Source organism: Planctomycetia bacterium, assembly GCA_015075745.1.
Classification (GTDB): domain Bacteria; phylum Planctomycetota; class Phycisphaerae; order UBA1845; family UTPLA1; genus UTPLA1.
Genome location: JABTTW010000003.1, coordinates 142192 through 161601, shown reverse-complemented (window position 1 = coordinate 161601; position 19410 = coordinate 142192). Strand labels below are relative to the sequence as shown.

17 protein-coding genes are annotated in these 19410 nt (G+C 60.5%); 10 read left to right on the top strand and 7 right to left on the bottom strand.

The annotated features are described in order from the left end of the window. The first annotated feature begins 4 nt into the window (after nucleotides 1-4). The 4 genes from HS101_19050 (at nucleotide 5) to HS101_19035 (ending at nucleotide 6992) form a co-directional block, all read left to right on the top strand. Nucleotides 5-3166, top strand: a complete 3162-nt coding sequence (locus tag HS101_19050; GenBank protein MBE7508362.1) for an efflux RND transporter permease subunit — start codon at nucleotides 5-7, stop codon at nucleotides 3164-3166. Nucleotides 3167-3251: 85 nt separating this feature from the next. After that, the gene (gene der / locus HS101_19045) at nucleotides 3252-4652 is read left to right on the top strand and encodes a ribosome biogenesis GTPase Der (GenBank protein MBE7508361.1); all 1401 of its coding nucleotides are present in this window, start codon (nucleotides 3252-3254) and stop codon (nucleotides 4650-4652) included. Between the two features lie 24 nt (nucleotides 4653-4676). Beyond that, complete coding sequence (locus HS101_19040; GenBank protein ID MBE7508360.1) at nucleotides 4677-5216, top strand: hypothetical protein; 540 nt, start codon at nucleotides 4677-4679, stop codon at nucleotides 5214-5216. Nucleotides 5217-5354: 138 nt separating this feature from the next. Beyond that, nucleotides 5355-6992 (top strand): protein kinase, encoded by a 1638-nt coding sequence (locus HS101_19035; protein MBE7508359.1) that lies wholly within the window; start codon nucleotides 5355-5357, stop codon nucleotides 6990-6992. 59 nt (nucleotides 6993-7051) lie between these two features. Here the strand turns inward: HS101_19035 and hisH are convergent, their stop codons facing one another. The 7 genes from hisH to HS101_19000 form a co-directional block, all read right to left on the bottom strand. Beyond that, on the bottom strand, nucleotides 7052-7702 hold the full coding sequence (gene hisH, locus HS101_19030; protein MBE7508358.1) for an imidazole glycerol phosphate synthase subunit HisH: 651 nt from the start codon (nucleotides 7700-7702) through the stop codon (nucleotides 7052-7054). A 102-nt stretch (nucleotides 7703-7804) separates the two neighbouring features. Further along, on the bottom strand, nucleotides 7805-8503 hold the full coding sequence (locus HS101_19025; protein ID MBE7508357.1) for an OmpA family protein: 699 nt from the start codon (nucleotides 8501-8503) through the stop codon (nucleotides 7805-7807). Nucleotides 8504-8676: 173 nt separating this feature from the next. Then, nucleotides 8677-9045 carry a hypothetical protein gene (locus HS101_19020; GenBank protein MBE7508356.1) on the bottom strand — a complete coding sequence of 123 codons (369 nt, stop codon included), beginning with the start codon at nucleotides 9043-9045 and terminating at the stop codon, nucleotides 8677-8679. A gap of 5 nt (nucleotides 9046-9050) precedes the next feature. After that, a complete protein-coding gene (locus tag HS101_19015; GenBank protein MBE7508355.1) occupies nucleotides 9051-10490 on the bottom strand; it encodes an A24 family peptidase in 1440 nt (479 codons plus the stop codon). Nucleotides 10491-10514: 24 nt separating this feature from the next. After that, entirely contained in the window at nucleotides 10515-11048 is a 534-nt protein-coding gene (locus tag HS101_19010) for a shikimate kinase (GenBank protein MBE7508354.1), read from the bottom strand. Then, nucleotides 11045-11899, bottom strand: a complete 855-nt coding sequence (locus HS101_19005) for a metallophosphoesterase (GenBank protein ID MBE7508353.1) — start codon at nucleotides 11897-11899, stop codon at nucleotides 11045-11047. Before HS101_19005 ends, HS101_19010 begins: the two co-directional genes overlap by 4 nt. Nucleotides 11900-12062: 163 nt before the next feature. After that, the gene (locus tag HS101_19000; GenBank protein ID MBE7508352.1) at nucleotides 12063-13697 is read right to left on the bottom strand and encodes a type I 3-dehydroquinate dehydratase; all 1635 of its coding nucleotides are present in this window, start codon (nucleotides 13695-13697) and stop codon (nucleotides 12063-12065) included. A 99-nt stretch (nucleotides 13698-13796) separates the two neighbouring features. Here HS101_19000 and HS101_18995 point away from each other — a divergent pair, with 99 nt between their 5' ends. The 6 genes from HS101_18995 to HS101_18970 all read left to right on the top strand — a co-directional run bounded on the left by HS101_18995 (nucleotide 13797) and on the right by HS101_18970 (nucleotide 19393). After that, nucleotides 13797-15209, top strand: coding sequence for a cytochrome c (locus HS101_18995; protein MBE7508351.1), 1413 nt, complete (start codon nucleotides 13797-13799; stop codon nucleotides 15207-15209). After that, nucleotides 15209-16318 carry a hypothetical protein gene (locus HS101_18990; protein ID MBE7508350.1) on the top strand — a complete coding sequence of 370 codons (1110 nt, stop codon included), beginning with the start codon at nucleotides 15209-15211 and terminating at the stop codon, nucleotides 16316-16318. The genes HS101_18995 and HS101_18990 overlap by 1 nt, the downstream gene beginning before the upstream one ends. Nucleotides 16319-16330: 12 nt before the next feature. Continuing rightward, on the top strand, nucleotides 16331-17113 hold the full coding sequence (locus tag HS101_18985) for a hypothetical protein (GenBank protein MBE7508349.1): 783 nt from the start codon (nucleotides 16331-16333) through the stop codon (nucleotides 17111-17113). Between the two features lie 139 nt (nucleotides 17114-17252). Continuing rightward, nucleotides 17253-18089 (top strand): hypothetical protein, encoded by an 837-nt coding sequence (locus tag HS101_18980; GenBank protein MBE7508348.1) that lies wholly within the window; start codon nucleotides 17253-17255, stop codon nucleotides 18087-18089. A 39-nt stretch (nucleotides 18090-18128) separates the two neighbouring features. Continuing rightward, nucleotides 18129-19106, top strand: a complete 978-nt coding sequence (locus HS101_18975; protein ID MBE7508347.1) for an alpha/beta hydrolase — start codon at nucleotides 18129-18131, stop codon at nucleotides 19104-19106. 65 nt (nucleotides 19107-19171) lie between these two features. Continuing rightward, nucleotides 19172-19393: a NifU family protein gene (locus tag HS101_18970; protein ID MBE7508346.1), complete on the top strand. Its 222-nt coding sequence runs from the start codon at nucleotides 19172-19174 to the stop codon at nucleotides 19391-19393. Nucleotides 19394-19410 lie beyond the last annotated feature (17 nt).

Genomic DNA, 19410 nt, shown 5'->3' with positions numbered 1-19410 from the left:
CGCTATGTTGAACAATCTGATCAAGTGGTCGCTCCACAATCGGCTCGCCGTGGTCATTCTAAGTGCGCTGCTGATCGGCGCCGGCACCTACTCAGCGACAACAATGCCGGTTGACGTCTTTCCCGACCTCACCGCGCCCACGGTGACTTTGCTGGTGGAGGGAGAAAGCCTGGCGCCGGAGGAGATGGAGCTGCTGGTGACGTTTCCTATTGAGACGGCATTGAACGGCGCGGCTGACGTTCGGCGCGTCCGCTCCGCGAGTGCCGTCGGGATTGCCGTCGTCTGGGTGGAGTTCGAGTGGGGGACGGAGATCCATCGCGCCCGGCAAACCGTTACCGAGCGTCTCGCGACGGTGTCGGGGAATCTGCCGCCTCAGGTATCGACGCCGGTCATGGTGCCCACGTCATCGATCATGGGCGAGATCATGTTCATGTCCCTGACCTCGGACAAGCACTCCCCAATGGAGTTGCGCACATTTGCGGGCGTGAACCTCCGCCAAAGGCTGCTCGCCGTCGGCGGTGTTTCGCAGGTGATCGCCTTGGGCGGCGATGAGAAGCAGTATCAGGTGGTACTCTCGCCGACCCGCATTCAGGCATATCGGCTCGCAGTTAATGACGTCGTGCATGCCCTTAATTCCTCCAACGAAAATGTATCGCCGGGATTCTTCATTCAGGAGGCGCAGGAGTCCGTCGTTCAGGGAATCGGAAGGTTCAAGGACGAACGCGATATTCGCGAGACCGTGGTCGCGGTCCGAGACGGTCGACCGATTACGGTAGGTGATCTCGGAGTCGTGCAGATCGGTGCCGCCGTCAAACGTGGTACGGGCTCGTCCTCCCGCCGCGCTGAAGATTGGGCGCCCATCACCGAGCCCGGTGTGGTCATCGCCATTCACAAGCAACCCGGCGCCAACACCCTGGAACTCACGACCCGGGTTGACCGCGCCCTGGATGAAATTGCGACTTCATTGCCCGAAGGAATGCACATCAACCGGGACTTGTTTCGCCAGTCTCGGTTTATAGAGAGCGCAGTGACGAGTACAAGCGAGGCCGTGCGCGACGGCAGTATCATCGTCGTCCTGACGGTGGTGGTGTTTCTGGCGAGCATGAGGGCCAGCCTCATTACGCTACTTGCGATGCCGCTTTCGCTTCTGGCGGCGATCCTGGTGCTTCGATACATCGGAGCGGGGATCAACACCATGACCCTCGGGGGGATGGCGATTGCCATCGGAATGGTGGTGGACGACGCGATCATCGACGTGGAAAACGTGGTTCGTCGTCTTCGTGAGAATGCCACGGTCTTAAAAGGGGCCCGACGCTCGCCGATCGAGGTCGTTTTTTCGGCCAGTGCAGAGGTCAGAAACTCGATTGCATTCGCGACGCTCATCATTCTGCTCGTCTTCACGCCGATTTTCTTTCTCTCAGGGGTTGAGGGTAGGTTGCTGCGGCCTCTGGGGGTTGCGTTTTCAGTGTCCCTGGCGGCATCGCTTTTCGTCGCGCTGACACTTACGCCGGTCTTGTGCTTTTATTTGCTGCCCGGCAGTGTGACCATCGTCAAGCCTCACGCATCGGGATTCAGCGGCCGAATGATGGACTGGTACGATCGCCCGTTACATTGGGCACTTGATGCTCCAGTCCGAGTCGCGGCGGTCGCACTCGTTCTTACGGCAATCGCAATCATAGCCGTGGTTCGCTTTGGGCATGATTTTCTTCCGCCGTTTAACGAGGGCGCTTTGGTGGTCAGCACGGTTACGGCGCCCGGTACGTCGTTGGAGGAGAGCGATCGGCTGGCGGCCATCGTTGAAAAAACACTGATGAACCAGCCGGAGGTGGCTGCCATCGGTCGTCGTACCGGTCGCGCCGAACTTGACGAGCACGTTCAGGGCGTCGAGGCAAGCGAGATTGATCTCACACTCGATATGGAGGCCGCAAAGCGCGTCGGCCGGACGCCGCGAAGTCGAGACGAGTTGCTGGCTGAGATTCGCTCTGACTTGGCAATGATTCCCGGTATTCGGGCGACCATCGGTCAGCCGATCGGCCATCGGATCGATCACATGTTGTCCGGCACGAAGGCGAGCATTGCCGTGAAGGTGTTTGGCGAAGACCTAAGCCGACTTCGTCAATTGGCGACACAGATTCAATTCGTTCTCGCCCAGATCGATGGCGTCGTGGACCTTGCCCAGGAGCAGCAAGTCGATGTGGCGACCGTTCGATACGAATTCAATCGAAAGGCGATGGCCCGCCACGAACTGCGTCCGGCTGATGTTGCCGAAACGTTGCGGGCCTCCTTTCGGGGCATCCCCGCTGGGCGGCTATTTGAGGGGCGCGTGGGGTTTGAATGTGTCGTTCAATTGGGAGGGCCGGAGGCGTGGTCGGAGGACAAGCTGGACCGGATGCCGCTCAGTTCCCCCAAGGGATACTACGTTCCGCTTGGGGCCGTAGCGGACATTCGTGAAGAGGCGTCGCCGAATTTCATCAACCGGGAGAACGTTCAGCGGAAGGGCGTGGTGATGTGCAATGTGGCCGGTCGCGATGTGGCGGGGGTGGTCGAAGAATTGCAGGGCCGGATCGCCGACGAGGTTCCGATGCCGCCGGGCTATTTCGTCGAATACGGCGGCCAGTTTGAGAGCGCCCAACAGACGACACGAACACTGACCTGGCTTTCCATTGTGGTGATCGTGGGAGTGGGATTCTGTCTGCACATGGCCTTTCATTCAGCGGCGGATGCATTGTTCATTTTACTGAACCTGCCGTTGGCCCTGATCGGCGGCGTCGCGGGTGTCTATGCATCGGGCGGCATTCTAAATGTGGCCTCATTGATCGGGTTCATCTCCGTATTCGGGATCTCGACGAGAAACGGGATCATGCTGATATCGCACATCCGCTACCTGCAGGGAAGTGAGGGCGTAACTGACTTTCGTGAGGCCGTGCGGCGGGGGGCGAGTGAGCGCCTGGTGCCGATTTTAATGACCGCGATTTCCTCCGGGTGCGGTCTGTTGCCCCTGGTCTTCGGTGGTCAGGAGGCCGGCAAGGAAATCCTCACGCCGATGGCGATGGTGATTCTCGGCGGTTTGATCTCCTCGACGTGTCTGAATCTGATCGTCGTCCCGTCATTGTTCCTGTACGTCGGCAAGAAGGGATCGCCAACGAACGATATTTCGGCCGGCTAAGGGCGAAAGGGAACCGGTGGCGGGCCGTCGTATCGGGCGAGCTGACGAACGTGCGGAGTTCGGATATTCGGATAGAATGTAGCACATGGCGATGCCCATTGTTGCAATTGTTGGTCGGCCGAATGTCGGCAAGAGTTCCCTGCTTAACATGCTGGCCGGGAAGCGGGTGAGCATCGTCGACCCGACGGCGGGCGTGACGCGCGATCGGGTCAGCGCCATCTGCGAGATTGACGATCGCTATTTCGAGCTGATCGACACCGGCGGCTACGGCATCGAGGATACCGACGACCTCACCGAGCACGTTGAACAGCAGATTCAATTCGCCATTTCCGGCGCATCGCTGATCCTCTTCGTGGTCGATGTGCGCGAGGAAATCACGCCGCTCGACCAGGAGGTCGCAAAACTGCTCCGAACCGTCACCGTCCCGGTTCAGCTTGTGGCCAACAAGGCGGACGTCGAACAGCACAAGATGTCGGCCAGCATTTTCACAGCCCTCGGCTTCGGTGAGCCGATTTGCATCTCCGCCCTGCATGGTCGCGGTCGCCGCGAAATGTTGGAATTAGTCGTCGGTCGCTTGGGCGAAACCGCACCTCTGGAAGCGCCTGACCCGGTGATGAAGATCACACTGGTCGGCCGCCGAAATGTCGGCAAAAGCACTTTCATTAACGCCCTCGCCGGCCAGGAACGAGTCATCGTCAGTGAAGTGCCCGGCACGACGCGCGATTCGATCGACGTCCGGTTTGAGATCGACGGCAGGACCTTCATGGCCATCGACACCGCAGGCGTTTCCAAGTCCAAGCGCAGGGCGAACAACAGCATCGAGTTCTATGGCTATAACCGGGCCCTCGCGTCGATCCGCCGGTCGGATGTCGTTCTCTTCCTCATTGATTCGACCGCGCCGATTACCGATGTGGACAAGAAGCTCGCCCGATACGTCGTGGACGAATTCAAGCCCTGCATCGTCGTGGTCAACAAATGGGACCTGGCCAAGGGAAACGCCTCGGCCGAGGACTATGGGGATTATCTCTCCAAGACCATGCCTCAGATCAGCTACGCGCCGGTGGCATTCACGACCGCCCTCACCGGACGCAACATACAGGGAACCATCGAGCTGGCTCAGAGCCTGTTTAATCAGGCCCGGATGCGCGTCAGCACAGGCCAGTTGAATCGGGCCATCGAAGACACAGTCGCCGCGCAGCAGCCCATGTCGAGCAAGCACGGCGCCCAGCCTAAGATATACTATGCGACGCAGGTCTCCGTTTGTCCGCCGTCGGTTGTGCTCTTCGTCAATAATGCCGCAATCGTTCGCGAGCAGTATCGTCGATTCGTCGAGAAGCGCATCCGCGAAGCTTTACCCTTCCAGGAGGTACCTGTACGATTGCTTTGGCGGGCGCGATCGGGTCCCGATACCGGGAAGCGAAGTCCCGAGGCCGTGAACCGGAGCCCATCGCGAGACAAAGGGGCGGATGCTTTGCCGCTGGAATAATCTCCGACGCAAGGGAGGCACGCCGTGGCGATTGAGTTCCGCTGCGAACACTGCAACAAACTCGTCAAAGCGCCCAGCGAGGTTGCCGGTCAGCAGGGGAAGTGTCCGCACTGCGGCGGTGTGAATTACATCCGTCGCCCCCTGCAGGAATCCGACGAGTTGGAGCTGGCGCCGTTCGACGAGGAGGCCGAGGCCCGGGCTCGCCGGGCCGCCCTCGAAGCCGCGGCCGTTCAGCAGCGGCTGCTCCACGAAAGATCCGTCCCGGGCGAGCCAGGCGCCGGCAGGGGCCGACCGGGCTTGCGTCGCGGTACGCCTGCCACCCCCGCTGCACCGCCTTCATCGAAGCAACTGGCAGCCTTGATTGTCCGTTATGTGGAGGCCATGTCCCAGGGAAGGTTAGAGGCGGCGGATACCGTGGCGGGCGAACTGCGGCCGCACCGTGCCGCTGTGATTTCCTTACTCGACGACCTGGCCGGAGAGGACCTCGCGGCCTACGGAATGCCGACCCTGCCCCGACCGGTATTGTTTGGCTTCCTCAAGCAGCTTCGCACCTTGCTCGGCTGATCCCGCGATCGCCCCCCCGACCAGGGCCCAATAGGCCGGATTCCACCAAGATTCTGTTGGTATTGCGGGCGAGCGGGGTATGATTGAACTGAGGGGTAGTGCGCGGGTACGGGGTAATTGCGTTCGCTTATGGACCACATGACCGCGAAAGATCAGGCAGGTGACCCACAACGCAAAGTCGCGGTCATCTGCCCATCATGCAAGCAGGGTTATCGGCTTCCCGGGCGGCTACTCGGCCGCAAGCTGGTCTGTCGAAACTGCCGCGAAGAGTTTCGCGCCCGCGAGCTCGATTCATCCGCCATTAATCAACTTCGAGCAAATCCTCCCGCCGCCGCGGCGACCGGTTCCTCCGGCTCGGGGTCAGGCCGATTCGGCTCTGATTTGCCCCCGTCGGCAGGCGCAAACTCCGTCGCCATCGACACGCGATGGGCGGGCCAACAACTTGGAAGATACAAAGTTCTTTCGGTGCTGGGTCAGGGCGGTATGGGCGTCGTCTGGCGCGGCCACGATGACAAGCTCCGTCGCGACGTCGCGCTGAAGATTCTCAACTGTTCCAAGCGCGGCGCCGGCCGCGTCGGCTCCCTCAGCACGGAACTCTTCATGCAGGAAGCCCGCGCCGTTGCGAAGCTCCAGCATCCCGGCGTTGTATCCATCTTTGAGGTTGCCGAGGACAAGGGGCAGGTGTTTCTCGCCCTCGAGTTGATGGACGGCGGCACCCTGAAAGAATACGTCGATCAAAAAGGTCCGATGGGGCCGCGTGAATTGTTCTATCTGATGATCGGCCCCGCCCGAGCACTCGCCCTCGCACACGAACGGGGCGTGATTCATCGAGACATCAAGCCGGGCAACCTGATGTTCGACAGCCACGGACATCTTAAGCTCATGGACTTCGGCCTCGCCGATGTTCGCGACGACGAAACCAGCGAGAAAATGCGCGGCCGGGCCGTCGGCTCATTGGGCTGGATCGCCCCCGAAACCGCCAAGGGCAAGGGGACCAAGCCGGTCAGCGATGTCTATTCGATGGGCTTGGTGATGCTGTATGCCCTCGTGGGTAAGCCGCTCATTCACGCCAACTCGCGTTCAAAGCTCATCGCCCTGCATCAGGACCCACCGCAGCCGGATTTCGACAAGATCGCAGGGCTTACGCCCGCCGGCAGATCGCTCCTCGAAGACTGCCTCCAGGTTGATCCGGCCAAACGCCTCAAGTCGGCGCGGGCCCTGGTGGAGCGACTGACCGCCTGCGCCGAAGAAGATCCGCACGAGCAATCTCGTCAGCGCCGGAGCCATGCTTCCATCGCGCTCGTCGCGACCATCTTCGGCGTGGTCATTGGGATGGGCACGGTTGTCTATTACTTCCTCGACCTGCTCGAACGGCAAAACCAGGCCGAGATGCCCGTCGTAAAGTACGCCAGTCCGCAGACCGATTTCGAGGAGGAGCCGGAGCAGACGCCGACAGCGATCTCTCCGGTTTCAAAGGCTGATCAGGTTGCATCGTCAACTTCGCGGTTCGCTTCCCTGAAAGACGCGAAGGTTCCCTGGCCGCAGGTTCCTGAATTAATCGACCCGTCACAATTCAAATTCGTCGGCAGCGTCCATGGAAAAGTGTACCACCTGCCCAGTTCCGATTGCGGCCGGATGATTCGTGCATCCAACGTCTTGCTCTTCAAGACCGAGGCGGAAGCCAAGGACGCGGGCCGCAGCCTTTGCCCGCGATGTGCACGCGAAGTGGAAACACGCCCTTCGAAAATGATGGCCGGTTCCGGCGAAGCGGAATAACTTTCAAGTACCCCGAATGCCACATCGGGAGACCATCAAAACCAGTCAATAAGATCCAATCAGATCGCCGCGAAATTGCGGAGCACCTTGGCGCCTGCGCTGTCCGATTGAACCGGCAGGAACTGAGTTCCAACAACCGAGCCGCTCCATACCGCCGCCGAAAAGTCGATGCCGTGATTGCTTCGACCGACGACCAGTTGAATGTCCAGCGGCTCGGCGTGGAAAGAATGATCGAAGTAGAACCTTTCGCCGGACTCGATGCCTTCAAAGAGGGGACAAGCCCTCGACCAGTGGACCTGATTCCACCCACGATGCGGCAACGTCGCCTTCTGTTCGACGGGATGCCCCTCGAAATCAAAGCGCGCAACCTTTCCCGGAATGACCCCCAAGCCGGTGTGCTGGCCTTCTTCGTAACTCACGTCGAAAAGAAGGTGCAGGCCCTGCGCCATCCCCAGGACCGGCCGACGCTGATCGATCGCCCGCATGAGCGGCGTAACGAATCCACGATCTCGGATGAATCGCACCGCGGATCGAAACGAAGACGTCGGTGGGAGCACCACCTTGGAACAGCGGTCCAGGCGATCGATTGAATTGATGAGTTGGGCATTCGCGCCAACAGCCGAAAAAGCGGTCTGCACCGCCTCTGCCTCAGCCGTCTCATATTCGAGAATCCCGATCACCCAGCCTGCTCCACCCCAGGAACGACCCACCTAGTGAACTGATCATAAGACGCACAAGGCCCAATGCAACTCATCACAAGATTGCATCGGGCCTCGCGCGCTAACTTCCGGAACTACTCAGCCAAAGGCGATTCACTCATCACTGGTCGACCGCAGAGCCGTGGAGACATCCAGTGCCGAGCTGCCCTTCTTCACAGCGTAGAACTCGACACGCCGATTGGCGAATCGGTTTCGATCGTTCGAGTTGGCCAGCTTGGGTCGATACTCGCCGCAATTGGCCTGCACCAGGCTCTCATTCGGAATGCCCATATCCCGCATGGCGCGGATGACAGAAAGCGAGCGATGGGCGCCCAGCTCCCAGTTATCCTTCCACTTGCTCTTGCGGATCGGCTGGTTGTCGGTGTGGCCGAAGACGTAAATATCACGATCCGAATAGCGGGATCGGATGTCGGAAGAGATCTGAGCCAGCTTCGCACGTCCGGTGGCCGTCAAATCAGCCTTGCCCGAATCGAACAGCACCGAACCCGGCACCGAAATCATGTCGAAGGAAGGCATCGTGACCCAGTCGCCTTCCTTGCCCTGACCGGCGCGGAGTTTGGCAAGCTGCTGGTTAAGCTCGTCGATGGTCGACTGTGAGTCCCCCTGGCGTACCAGGGCATCGTTGAACTTGCGGTCGCGGTCTTCCAGCTCGCCCTTGAGCTGATCGTTTTCGGAAGTGAGGTCGGCAATCTTCTGGTCTTTGGCGTCTGGTCCACATCCGACGGTGCCCATTGCCAGTGCGAATGTGCAGAATCCGATACCAAGGGCGCCGGTGCGCAACATCCGTGTCATCGTGTGTTCCTCCAATGGTTGAACGTCGCAACTTATTTTCTTGCCCGGGCGCAAGCACGGGCAGTTTTTGCGCCCGTTTCTATATCAGATGCCTGCGCCGGCGTCAATCAGAATTGCCCGAAAATCGCCCGTTCCGTGGGCGGGATTCGGGCTGACGACAATCGGCGGCCGGTTCAGCCTTGTGATTTCTGATCCTCAAGAGCCTTCGTAAGTTTCTCGTCGATGCGTTTTTCCTGCTTCTCAAGTTCTGCGGCGCGTCGAGCCTGCGCCGCCGTTTCCTCGGCTTTCCTTTTCTCTCTCGCAAGCTCGGCAACGTCCTTCATCACACGGCGGATGCGGGTAATCAGCCAAAAGGCAATCACAGACGAGACCCCACTGCCGAGCATCAGCCAAAGTACCGGGAGGTCTCTGTCGGTCGCCCCCGGCCAGAAGCGGGTCTCGTAATTTCGATTCATAAAGACGACGAGGATCGCAGCGACCCCCGCAAGGCACATTCCAGTAACCTTCGCATAGACAATGATTTGCTTGAACTTGCTTGGCATGGTTGTCAATGCAGGCCGCGACCCTGAATGACGTTCCAGAGTGTCGAACCCGCTGCCGAAAAGAACTCCAGCATGGGGCGTTCCAGGACCAGCAATAAGAACGAACCAAGGGCCAGCCATGGGCCGAAGGGAATCGCCCGCCGTGTCCGCTTGATCATGATGACCGCGATCCCGACAAGTGCAAGTAGTGCGGCAGCGAAGAAGCCCAGAAAACAATTCCAGATGCCCGCTACCGCGGCGATGGCGGCCATGAGGTAGATATCTCCGGTGCCGTATGCCTCCTTGCCGAATGCAAAAGTCCCCAGAATCCGGACCGTCCAGCCCAATGCCGCGCCCCAGACAAGCGACCCCACGGAAAAGACCAACCCGGCAAAGTGGGTCATCAGCCAGTGTGGCAGCCAGGGCTGCCTTGTCACGTCGCTCCAGTCGGCGCCCAGAAGATTTCCGCCGCGTAACCATGCGAACAGGGCGATACCGACAGTCAGAGATGGCATCAGCCATAGCAACTCCGCGAAAGCGGTGCGCCGCGCGCTGGGTTGAGTCTCCGCCAGTTCCTCGAGAATCTCCGAATCGACCGGTTTCGCGGACCAGCCGGTGAGAACCAGCATGAAGAAGAGGACCATGAATGCCACGAGTCCTCTGATGCCGCCGCCGGAGAGTCTCAGTCCCGCCGGCCAGTCCGGTGCGACAATCTGCCATCCGACCAGTGCGACGATCAGCACACTCATCAGAATAACCGGCGCCGGTGCAAACGACTCCGCAGCCGAAGCCTCCGCGTGCTGCCCTGACTCCGGCTCCTCGACCGGTGGGTCGTCGTCCGCCTCGTTGGTTGCCCTTCGAGAAAACATCGTGACCGCGATCCATACCACCAGCCAGGTGAGGCCCATGGCCGCTCCAATGGCGCAAAGCGCCGGCGGAAGCGTGCCAAGTGGCGTCGATGAAAGTCCCCGCGCCGTGTGCGCCGCCGCACCGCCCACCATCGCCAGCACACACACCCGGATATCGAGCGTGTAAGTGTCGATGTCCATGACCGAGGCAGCGAGGAGGCAGGCAAACAGCGTGAAATAGCCGACCTGCAGCGGCCAGTCGCGCGGAAGATTCATCTTGCCCGGCAGTGTCCCGGCGATGAATAGCTGGTCCCAGACGGTGACAAAGATCAGCGCGCAGCAGGCCTCGACGAGGGGATAGCGCAGGGGAATCGGCCTCCGACACGAAAAGCATCTTCCCCGAAGCATCAACCAACTCAGGATGGGGATGTTGTGTCGGGCACGGATCGGCGTCCAGCAGTCGGGGCAAAACGACCGGCTCGGCTTCATCACAGACATGCCGCGCGGCAATCGGTAAATAACGACGTTTAGAAAACTGCCGACAATGGCCCCGAGCAGGCCGACGAGAAGATTGACAAATGCGGCAGGGTGCAAGGCGTGCAATACCTCCGACAGCATGCGCGAGGTAGAGAGCGGAATGGATCAGCCGGATTCGGAATCGTTGGCGGCGAACCACATCTCAATCGCCTCGGCCACCGCTTCCGGTGAGTCCACCGTCGTCTCGACCACATGAGCTGCGACGGCTGCGTATACCGCTTCGCGCTCGTGCAATGTTTTTTCGACCTCGTCCAGTCCGCCCCCGGCGGTCAGGTTGGGTCGTCGGAGGGCGCTGGATTTGTCGCGGCTGATGCGAGACCAGAGCACGGCCGCCGGGGCCTTCAACCAGACGGCCTTGCCGATCCGCTTCACCAGATTGCGATTTTCCGGTTCAACCAGTGTTCCCCCGCCCAAGGCGATGACTTGATTCCGGGATTTTCGTAGGAGTTCACACGTCTCGCGTTCACGACGGCGAAAGCCGCTTTCCCCCTCGGTTTCAAAAACTTCGGCGATCGACTTGCCTGCCCGACGACTGATCATGTCGTCCAGATCGACGAAATGCCACCCCATCCGCCGGGCAAGTATCTCGCCGATCGTCGTCTTCCCAGCCCCCCGATAGCCGATCAGTATGAGGTTCAAGCGAACTGTCCGTGTTTGACTGCGATAACTTTGGAATTCGGTACGTCGATTTGAATCTGGGCGTAGTGCAGTTTGGTGCGGCCCTGGCCGGGGTTCACCGCGACCGTGCGCCCGAGTCGATCTTGATAGTCTCCTGATACGTTGGGTGACTCGTGAATATGACCGTGCAGCGATAACAGGGGCTGATGCTTCTCAATCGCCGCCCGGATCGCCTTCGACCCCCAGGCCTGATCATCATAAAACCGATCCAGCTTGCTCGCATACGGAGGAGCGTGCGCCACGAACACCCACGGGTCAGGCGGCGGCTTCAGGGCCGCCATGTCGTCGGCGATGGTCTTGTTACCCGAATAGAGGAATGGCGCACCGTGCGTCGACGGCCGACCAAAGCGTGCATCCCATCGCGCCCCGCCCAGTAGCGGCGGCGTATCCCCGGGCATGTCGAGCCGTTCGAAATCTTTGACAAACCACGGGGTCGGCGGTGTATAGGAATATCCCAGGAAATTAAGCCCATCGAGGCTCGCGGGCTTGTCTGGCTCCAGGACGCAAAGAAGGCCCTCGGCTTCAAGCTCTTTGGTGGCTGTGACGCTGCTGCCCCAGTCGTGGTTGCCGAATATGACAAATATCTGTTTGCAGCCGGTCGCCTCGCGCAGGGCGATGATGTGATTACGAAATCCCGCTCTCACATAGGCGGGCTGCCCTCTGCCCATCGTTCGGGGGTCCAGGGCCGAATCATCCGGAAGCATGTCGCCCCCGAGGATGACGACCTGAGGCCGAAGACTCCCGCCTAGCGCGAGGAGGCGCCCGTAATGGGCCTCGTCGCCGTGCAGGTCTGAACAGAATAACAACTCCATAAGCGTGTCGGCCTGAAGGTACCTGCGGGCTTCCCGAACTCAACCCTCCGTATCATCCTGCATCTTGAAGGCAATCGCCCCGGTGGTCAAATCCCGTTTTCAGGACCGTGGAATGATCCGTCACACCGCGTTACGGGCCGGGGTAAGCCTGGGGCCGCCGGTGTCAGGTGTCTGCGTTTCCATTTAGAGTCTCGATAGCCGCGGAGTCATAGTCGCCGTCGCGTGGCTCTCGCCCAGTCCACGTTCGATATTGTGCTTTGGCCTGCCGCACGAACAGCTCCAGGCCGCTGATCGTCCGGCACCCGGCCAGTGCGGCGTCTTGAAGGAGCCGCGTCCGCACTGGCCGATAGACCGTGTCGAACACGATCAACGGCGGCCACAGAGCTTCCGCGGGCATGGGGGAGTCGCCGGAATCCGGGGCCAGGCCGACGGCTGTGCAGTTAACGAGCAGGTCGAAATCCGCCGTCATCCGCTTTTCCCACGGGGCGTGTCCACAGGCGAATGCCGAGGCAAGCTTCGCGGCTCTTCCGGGCGTCCGGTTGTAGATGGTGATCTCTGCCTCAATTTGCCGAAGCGCCGCCACGACGGCACGGGCGACGCCCCCGGCCCCCAACACCGCCGCCCGCAATGGCGACTTCGACACCGGCACGCTTCCAATCATCTCGCGCAGACATGACAGGACGCCGTCATAATCGGTGTTGCTGCCGCTCACTTGCCCGTTGTCATGGATAAGCAGCGTGTTGACTGCCCCGATTCGCTGCGCATCGGCCGAGACGTCGCCGCCCGATTCGAGGAGAAATCTCAGCGCGTTTTCTTTGTGGGGAATGGTGATCGAGAAGCCGCGAAAGCCCAGCCAGGGTCGCGCCAGCACTTCGACCATGAATGCCTTAAACGACTCATAGCCCGGCAAGACGCGAAGCGGTACATAAACAGCGTTGATCTCCGCGCCGGCAAAGGCGGCATTGTGAACCATGGGGCTCAGCGAATGGGCGACCGGGTCGCCGATTACGCCGTACAACGCCGTCTCACGATCGATGCAGTCCCAGCGATAGAGCGAGGTAAACTCTTCTATCGTCGGCTGGCCTGCTGCGGTGCCAAGACCCCTCCCCACGGCCGCGAACGTGCCGAACGCCCCAAACTTACGCGACGCAACGCGCGACAATACGCCTTCATTACCCATGCAGATCAGCATCGGCGGCTTCGCGCAGCCCTGGGTCAACTCCAGCGCTTCGAAGTTGTCGCGGACGGTTCGTGCCCGCCAGGCGATCTTCGGCACCTCACAGGCGGGCTCCGACAGCATTTCCACGAGGTCTTTCTGAAGTGTCGCCGGGCGGCCGGTGAAGTCGTGCCTGGATAGGATCAGCTTTCGACGGGCGACAAATGACGAAGCGTCCTCGCCGCCGTTCTGGTACGCCGGATCGGCCCGATGCAGGGCGAGTTCGATTTTCTGGCGGATATTGGCCGATCGCCGCCACAATTCGAGTTCGACATCGATGTAGTCAACGAACGGCCCAAGCTCGATCATCCGGCTCACACGGTCGTCGTCGCCGCCGTCCCATTGTCCGCCCTCGTCAACCGAGCGGATGGTCAGGATGAACGGCACCTCATACGGGGTGTTGAGTCGCAGCGTCCGCAGGTCGTCGGCCGATAGCTCGCCGATCAGATCGAGGCGCAGCTCAATGGCATCCGCTCCGCCGGCAATCGCCGCTTCGACCTGCCCGCGAACGTCGTCAATGTGTTCGCCGGACACCGGCGCGATTAACAGGGTCATGCCGTCATAATACCCGCGAATTTCCATGCGTCATGCTCGGCGTGATGGCACGGCAGTTGGCAGTCGCTATCATCCGGTATCGCTCGACGAATTCGTCTCGAAACCGTCAACAGGAGCGCGCTTGACATGGATGTTCCGTACTATCCCGTCAACGACTTCGGCCCGGTTATCAAGGGGATGGTCATCGGCAGTCTCGGGATTCTTCACGTCTTTCTTGCGCAGTTCGCGATTGGCGGCGGCCTGCTGATGTGCTACTTCCAGTGGCTTGCCCAGTCGGGCAGGTGTGCCCTGGCAAGACCTTTTCTGGATGGCTATTTCAAGTTTCTTGTGCTCATCAGTTTTGTCGTCGGCGCACTGACCGGCGTCGGCATGTGGTTCACGACCATTCAGATCAGCCCGCGGACCATCGGCGTCATGGTCGACGAATTCCACTGGATCTGGGCGACGGAGTGGACGTTTTTCTGTCTGGAGATTGTCGCGGGATACAGCTTTTACCGCTGCGGCAAGAACCTCTCCGATCGGGCAAGGATGACCCTTCTCGTGCTCTATTCCATTGCGGCGTGGTTCAGTCTTTTCTGGATCAATGGAATCCTCTCGTGGCAGTTGACGCCCGGCCAGTGGGTCGCCGATCGGACGGTCTGGTCGGGTTTCTTCAATCCGAGCTTCTGGCCTTCGCTGATCTTCCGCACCATCGTCTCGATCACGATTGCCTCCCTGGTGGCGTGCGTGCTGATCAACACCATGACGAGCCTCGGCCGCGAGCAGCGCCGGGAGCTGATCAATCGGGTGTCCGTCTGTCTCGCGCCCATGGTGCTGATGCCGTTTCTCGGAATCTGGTTCTTGCAGGTGATTCCCGAGGACAGCCGTTCGTGGGTGCTGGGCGGCAGCGCCGCCATGACCATGTTTATGGCCTTCGCGATCGGGGCGTCCCTGTTGATTGGGCTTTACGCGCTGGTCGGCCTGATCTGGCAGAAGCTCTTGGTGAGCGGCGCGACGGCGACACTGCTTCTCGCCCTGGCGTTCGGGGCCACGGCAGGCGGCGAGTTCGTCCGCGAAGGCGTGCGCAAGCCTTTCACCATTCGCGAGTATCTCTACTCCAATTCGATTCGCGAAGATGAGGTGGTATACCTGCGCGAAGTCGGATGCACCGCGGGCGACCCCTTTCCCTTAAAGGACGCCGCCGCGTATCCGACGCACCAGGTTCGCACCGGGGCAAAGGTCTTTCGCTTCCAGTGCAGTGTTTGTCACACGATCGACGGCGTCAACGGTATGACTCACCTGACCGGTTCGTGGACGCCGGTGCAGAAGCGGATGAACATCGCCCAGTTACAGCGCACCAAGCCGTTCATGCCGCCGTTCGCCGGGACCCCGGGGGAGCTGGAGTCGCTGGTCCAATTCCTCGACTGGCAGAATGCCGGTAGGCCTGATCGGTGGACCGCTGAAGCGGCGCCGGCCAACCTGCCCGAAATCCGCAAGTGGCTGGAGGAAGCCGGGACGCGCCCCTCGACGGAAATGGTCGCAGTGAAGGAGGTGAACTGATGGACCGCTTCTTTCCGCTCGGCTTTCCCGGCCCTACGGCGTTTTACCTTGCGATTTACGTCGGTACGCTGATCATCCACGTCGTGTTCATGAACTATGTCCTCGCGGGCATAGGCTATCTGGCCGTGTCCTCCATCGCGCGCGGCAAGAAACTGGAAACCCCCGGCGCCATGTCGGCGCGTTCGATTCTGACCGACTGGATGACCTTCGCGACCAGTGCCGCGATCACCGCCGGCGTGGCCCCGCTCCTCTTCGTGCAGATTCTCTACAAGAAGAACTTCTACACGGCGAACCTGCTCCTGTTCCATCGCTGGATGGCAATCTTGCCCGTCCTCATTGTGGGGTTCTATCTGCTCTACCTGCTGAAAACGAAATGGATCGCGCGGCAGTCAACTCTTGCGCTCGCAACGATCAGCATGGGGGCGCTGGCGTGCTTCGCCTTCACCGGACTCTCGTGGACGGAGAATCACCTGCTCAGCACCGATACAGGCTCGTGGCCCGGGCTTTATGAGTCCGGGTCCATGGTCTACTCTCATCCGCAGTTGCTTCCACGGCTGGGCCTGTGGGCGGTCGGGGCGATTCCAACCATGTGCCTGCTCGTCGGATGGCAGTTGTGCGTCGCCCAGCGCCGCGGGCAAGTGATCGCCGTATCGCAGACGCGCATGCTGTCCCGATTGGCGATATGGGGCATGATCCTCAGCGGCACTTGTGGGTGGCTTTACTGGCTCCGCATGAACGAACACGCCCGGCAGGCGATCACCGGTCCTTTGGCCAGGCCCTTCCTGATATGCGCGATCATCGGACTCGCGATACAAATCGTCGGCTGGGTCGATCAGGGACGCCAGCAAATGTTCTGTCGCCGATCGCTTTGGGCAATCACATTGGGCGTCGCACTTACCGTTACGTGTATGTCCGTGGTCCGCGAGGCCATCCGCCTAGCCGCGACCGACTTGGAGCCGCTCTACCCCCAGCATGCCGAGGCAGCGGGCAAGGGTGGAATGATCGTCTTCTTCGTTTTCCTCATTGCAAATGCGATTCTGATCGCCTGGTGCCTGCGACTCGTCTCCCCGCGCGGCAATCGGGCCCACTCGACCAGCGGTCCGGCGTAGAATGGACCGACCATGAGCGCGATCGATCGTCGGGCCAACTGTTTCCTCCTTTTCTTCGGAGTCCTAGCCGTATTGCTACCAACCGGTTGCGCCGACCCCAAGCCCTCGCAGGTGACTGCTTCAGGCGGGGGCCTCGTCGTCATCCTCCCCGGTGTCGAGGGCAACAAGTGGCAACTGACCGGCACTGTAAACGGTCTGCGCGACGCCGGGCTAGACCGCGAGATCGACATCATCCCCTGGGGCTCGCCGCCCCTGCACTCGATCCAGAACCTGACCAACTACGCGGAGAACCAGAAGCGAGCCCAGCGCATCGCCACGCGCATCGCCGACTATCACCGGGAATTTCCCGATCAACCGGTCACCTTGATCGGGTTCAGCGGTGGCGGCGGTCTTGCTGTCATGGCCGCCGAGGTCCTGCCGAATGACGTTACGCTCGACCGATTGATCCTCATCGGCGCCGCGGTCGCACCCGATCATGACCTCGCCCACGTCCTTTCTCGATGTAGTCATGGCGTTATTAACTTCTACAGCGCCGCCGACTGGTTCATCCTCGGCGTCGGCACGCAGGTATTCGGCACCATCGACCGCAAGAATACATCATCCGCCGGGCACGTCGGCTTTCTGGATGGTGAGGGAAAGCTGCGCGAAACGTCTGGCCTGACGCAGATCGCCTGGGAGCTTGACTGGATCAAAACCGGCCACGACGGCGGTCACATTGGATGGCTGGCTCGCAATTGGGCACGCGATTATCTCGCTCCCGCGATCGTCACGGCGTCCGCCCCGACCAAACGCTAGGGCGCAATGGGCCTAAGCGTCGAGTCAGACATTTGCGGGCGGAAGACGCCATTTTCGATGGATTCGCGGCTGCGGATCAATTGAGCGGCGTTCCGGGAATGGAGATTTCGTATGGGTATTACGGAACGATTGGTGCGCTATGGAATTGTCGGCTGAGAAACTCCGTCAGCTCTTCCTGGTTCGCGTTCTGTTTATTTGCACCATCGGTTTTCTCGGGACATCAGTGATTCTTCTTGGGCCGTTCAGAACCACATCCGAGCAGACTCTCCAGTCGCTTCTCGCAATAGGGGTCGGTGTCGTCGCCTCGGTCGCCGTGACCATGCCCATGCTCACCAATCGTTGGCGCACTCTAGGATATGTTGCGTATATTTCAATTCTATTCGCAGTGGCGATCACGCTTCTCCTCATCTGGATTCCGCGGTATTCGTGGCCGGCACGCGATCATTACAATCCGGAAGGGGTCGTGGTTGGCGCATGGGCACTATCCGGCTGCTTCGTGTTAAATGCGTTAACGTCGTTGGCAAGATTAAAGCGACAGTGGTTGTGGGTACGGCGCGCGACGCTCATTCTAGCCGCGTTGCTCACAATTCAACTGGCTACATTGGCGCTTCAGTTTTACGGGTTGCCTGATGCGTGGTTTCAACTGATGGCCACGCTTACCATTCTCTGCGGGTGTGGGTGTGTAACGATTCCGATCTTGCATCAGACTGGAAATGCAAAGGTGACTCCCGTGCTGCTCACCTCCGGGGTATCATTCAGCATGACCTGCCCGCGCTGCAATAGGTCGCAGGAGTTCTCCGCCGGCCGATCATCATGCACCGGCTGCGGACTCAAAATCACCATTGAGATCGAGGAAGAACACTGCGAAAAATGCGGCTACCCGCTTTACCAGATCCGCTCGGGGGCATGCCCGGAATGTGGCACGCCCTTCCTTGAAACAAGCGCCGCGTTGCCGGATGCTACTCCCGCAACCTAAGATCGCGGCACGATCTGCCCAAGCATCAAGGAAGGGTCCATGAGAAAAGCCTTGCGGAATCTCCAACTTCTAACATTCGCCGTCTGCACAATCTCAGTCGGTTGCGCCAAGCCTCCCCTCGGCCTCTACGAAACTCAGTCCTTTGACAACGTCGAGTTCGTCCGGCGCGGCGAGAAGCCGATCCTCATGGACATCTTTGTTCCGCTCGACGCCCCAACCCCGCGACCCGCCGTTCTCATTTTTCACGGCGGCGGCTGGGCGGTGGGGGATCGCGGCTACAACCGAGAGATGGCCGCCTTTTTCGCCTCCATGGGCTACACCGCGGCGACCGCCGACTACCGACTCTGGCTCGACGGCGACGTCTATCCGGCCCCGGTGCAGGACGCCCTCGCCGCCGTGAAGTTTCTCCGCTCGAAGGCAAGCGACTACGGTATCGATCCCGATCGAATTGCCGCTTGCGGTGAATCCGCCGGCGGTCACATGGCCCTCCTGCTTGCTCTTGCCCAAGATCATGCCGCCTTCGGCGACGATTCCCATCCCGGCGTGCGCTCCGACGTCTGTGCAGCCATTGATATCTACGGCCCCACAAACATGCCCGAGCTTTACAGTCAGGGCGGCTGGATGGTCAGAAAAATCGGGGAGGGCTTTCTGGGTTGCCTTCCAGATGACTGCCCGGACAAGTGGGCCGCGGCCTCGCCGATCACTTATGTCCGACACGATGCGCCGCCGGTCCTGATCGTCCACGGCGATCGGGACACAGTCGTGCCGTTTTCGCAGGCTGAGCTGCTTGCCGAGGCGATCCGCAAAGTCGACGGCCCCTGCGAGATCGTCCGGGCGAAGGGGTCGGGGCACGGCTGGGGTCTGCGGTTTAACGGCATCGAGAGCCAGCGCACATTACCGGTCATGATCGACTTTCTGCGGCGCGTCTTTCCCTTAAAGAGCGAAGCGCCCGCCCACATGCAGCGCCTGACGGAAAAACCGGCCTCGCTTGGCGAACCGACTCCACCGTCGTTATAATGTCCAAGGTGGCCCTTCTGATGGGAGATAAGTTCTTGACGCCAACGGCCCGAACACATGAAAGCCTGAGCAAGGAAGTCGCGAAGATCATCGCTGAGCTTCGCCCGTTCGTGCAGGGCGACGGCGGCGACATTGAGTTGGTCAATGTCGGCGACGACGGCGTGGTGAGCGTCCGGCTCCTCGGCGCCTGCATCGGCTGCCCGTCCAGCGGCATGACCCTCAAGATGGGCGTCGAGCAATCCCTGAAGGACCGGCTTCCCGAGATCAAGGAAGTCGTCTGCGTCTAATCAATCCTCTACGTAAA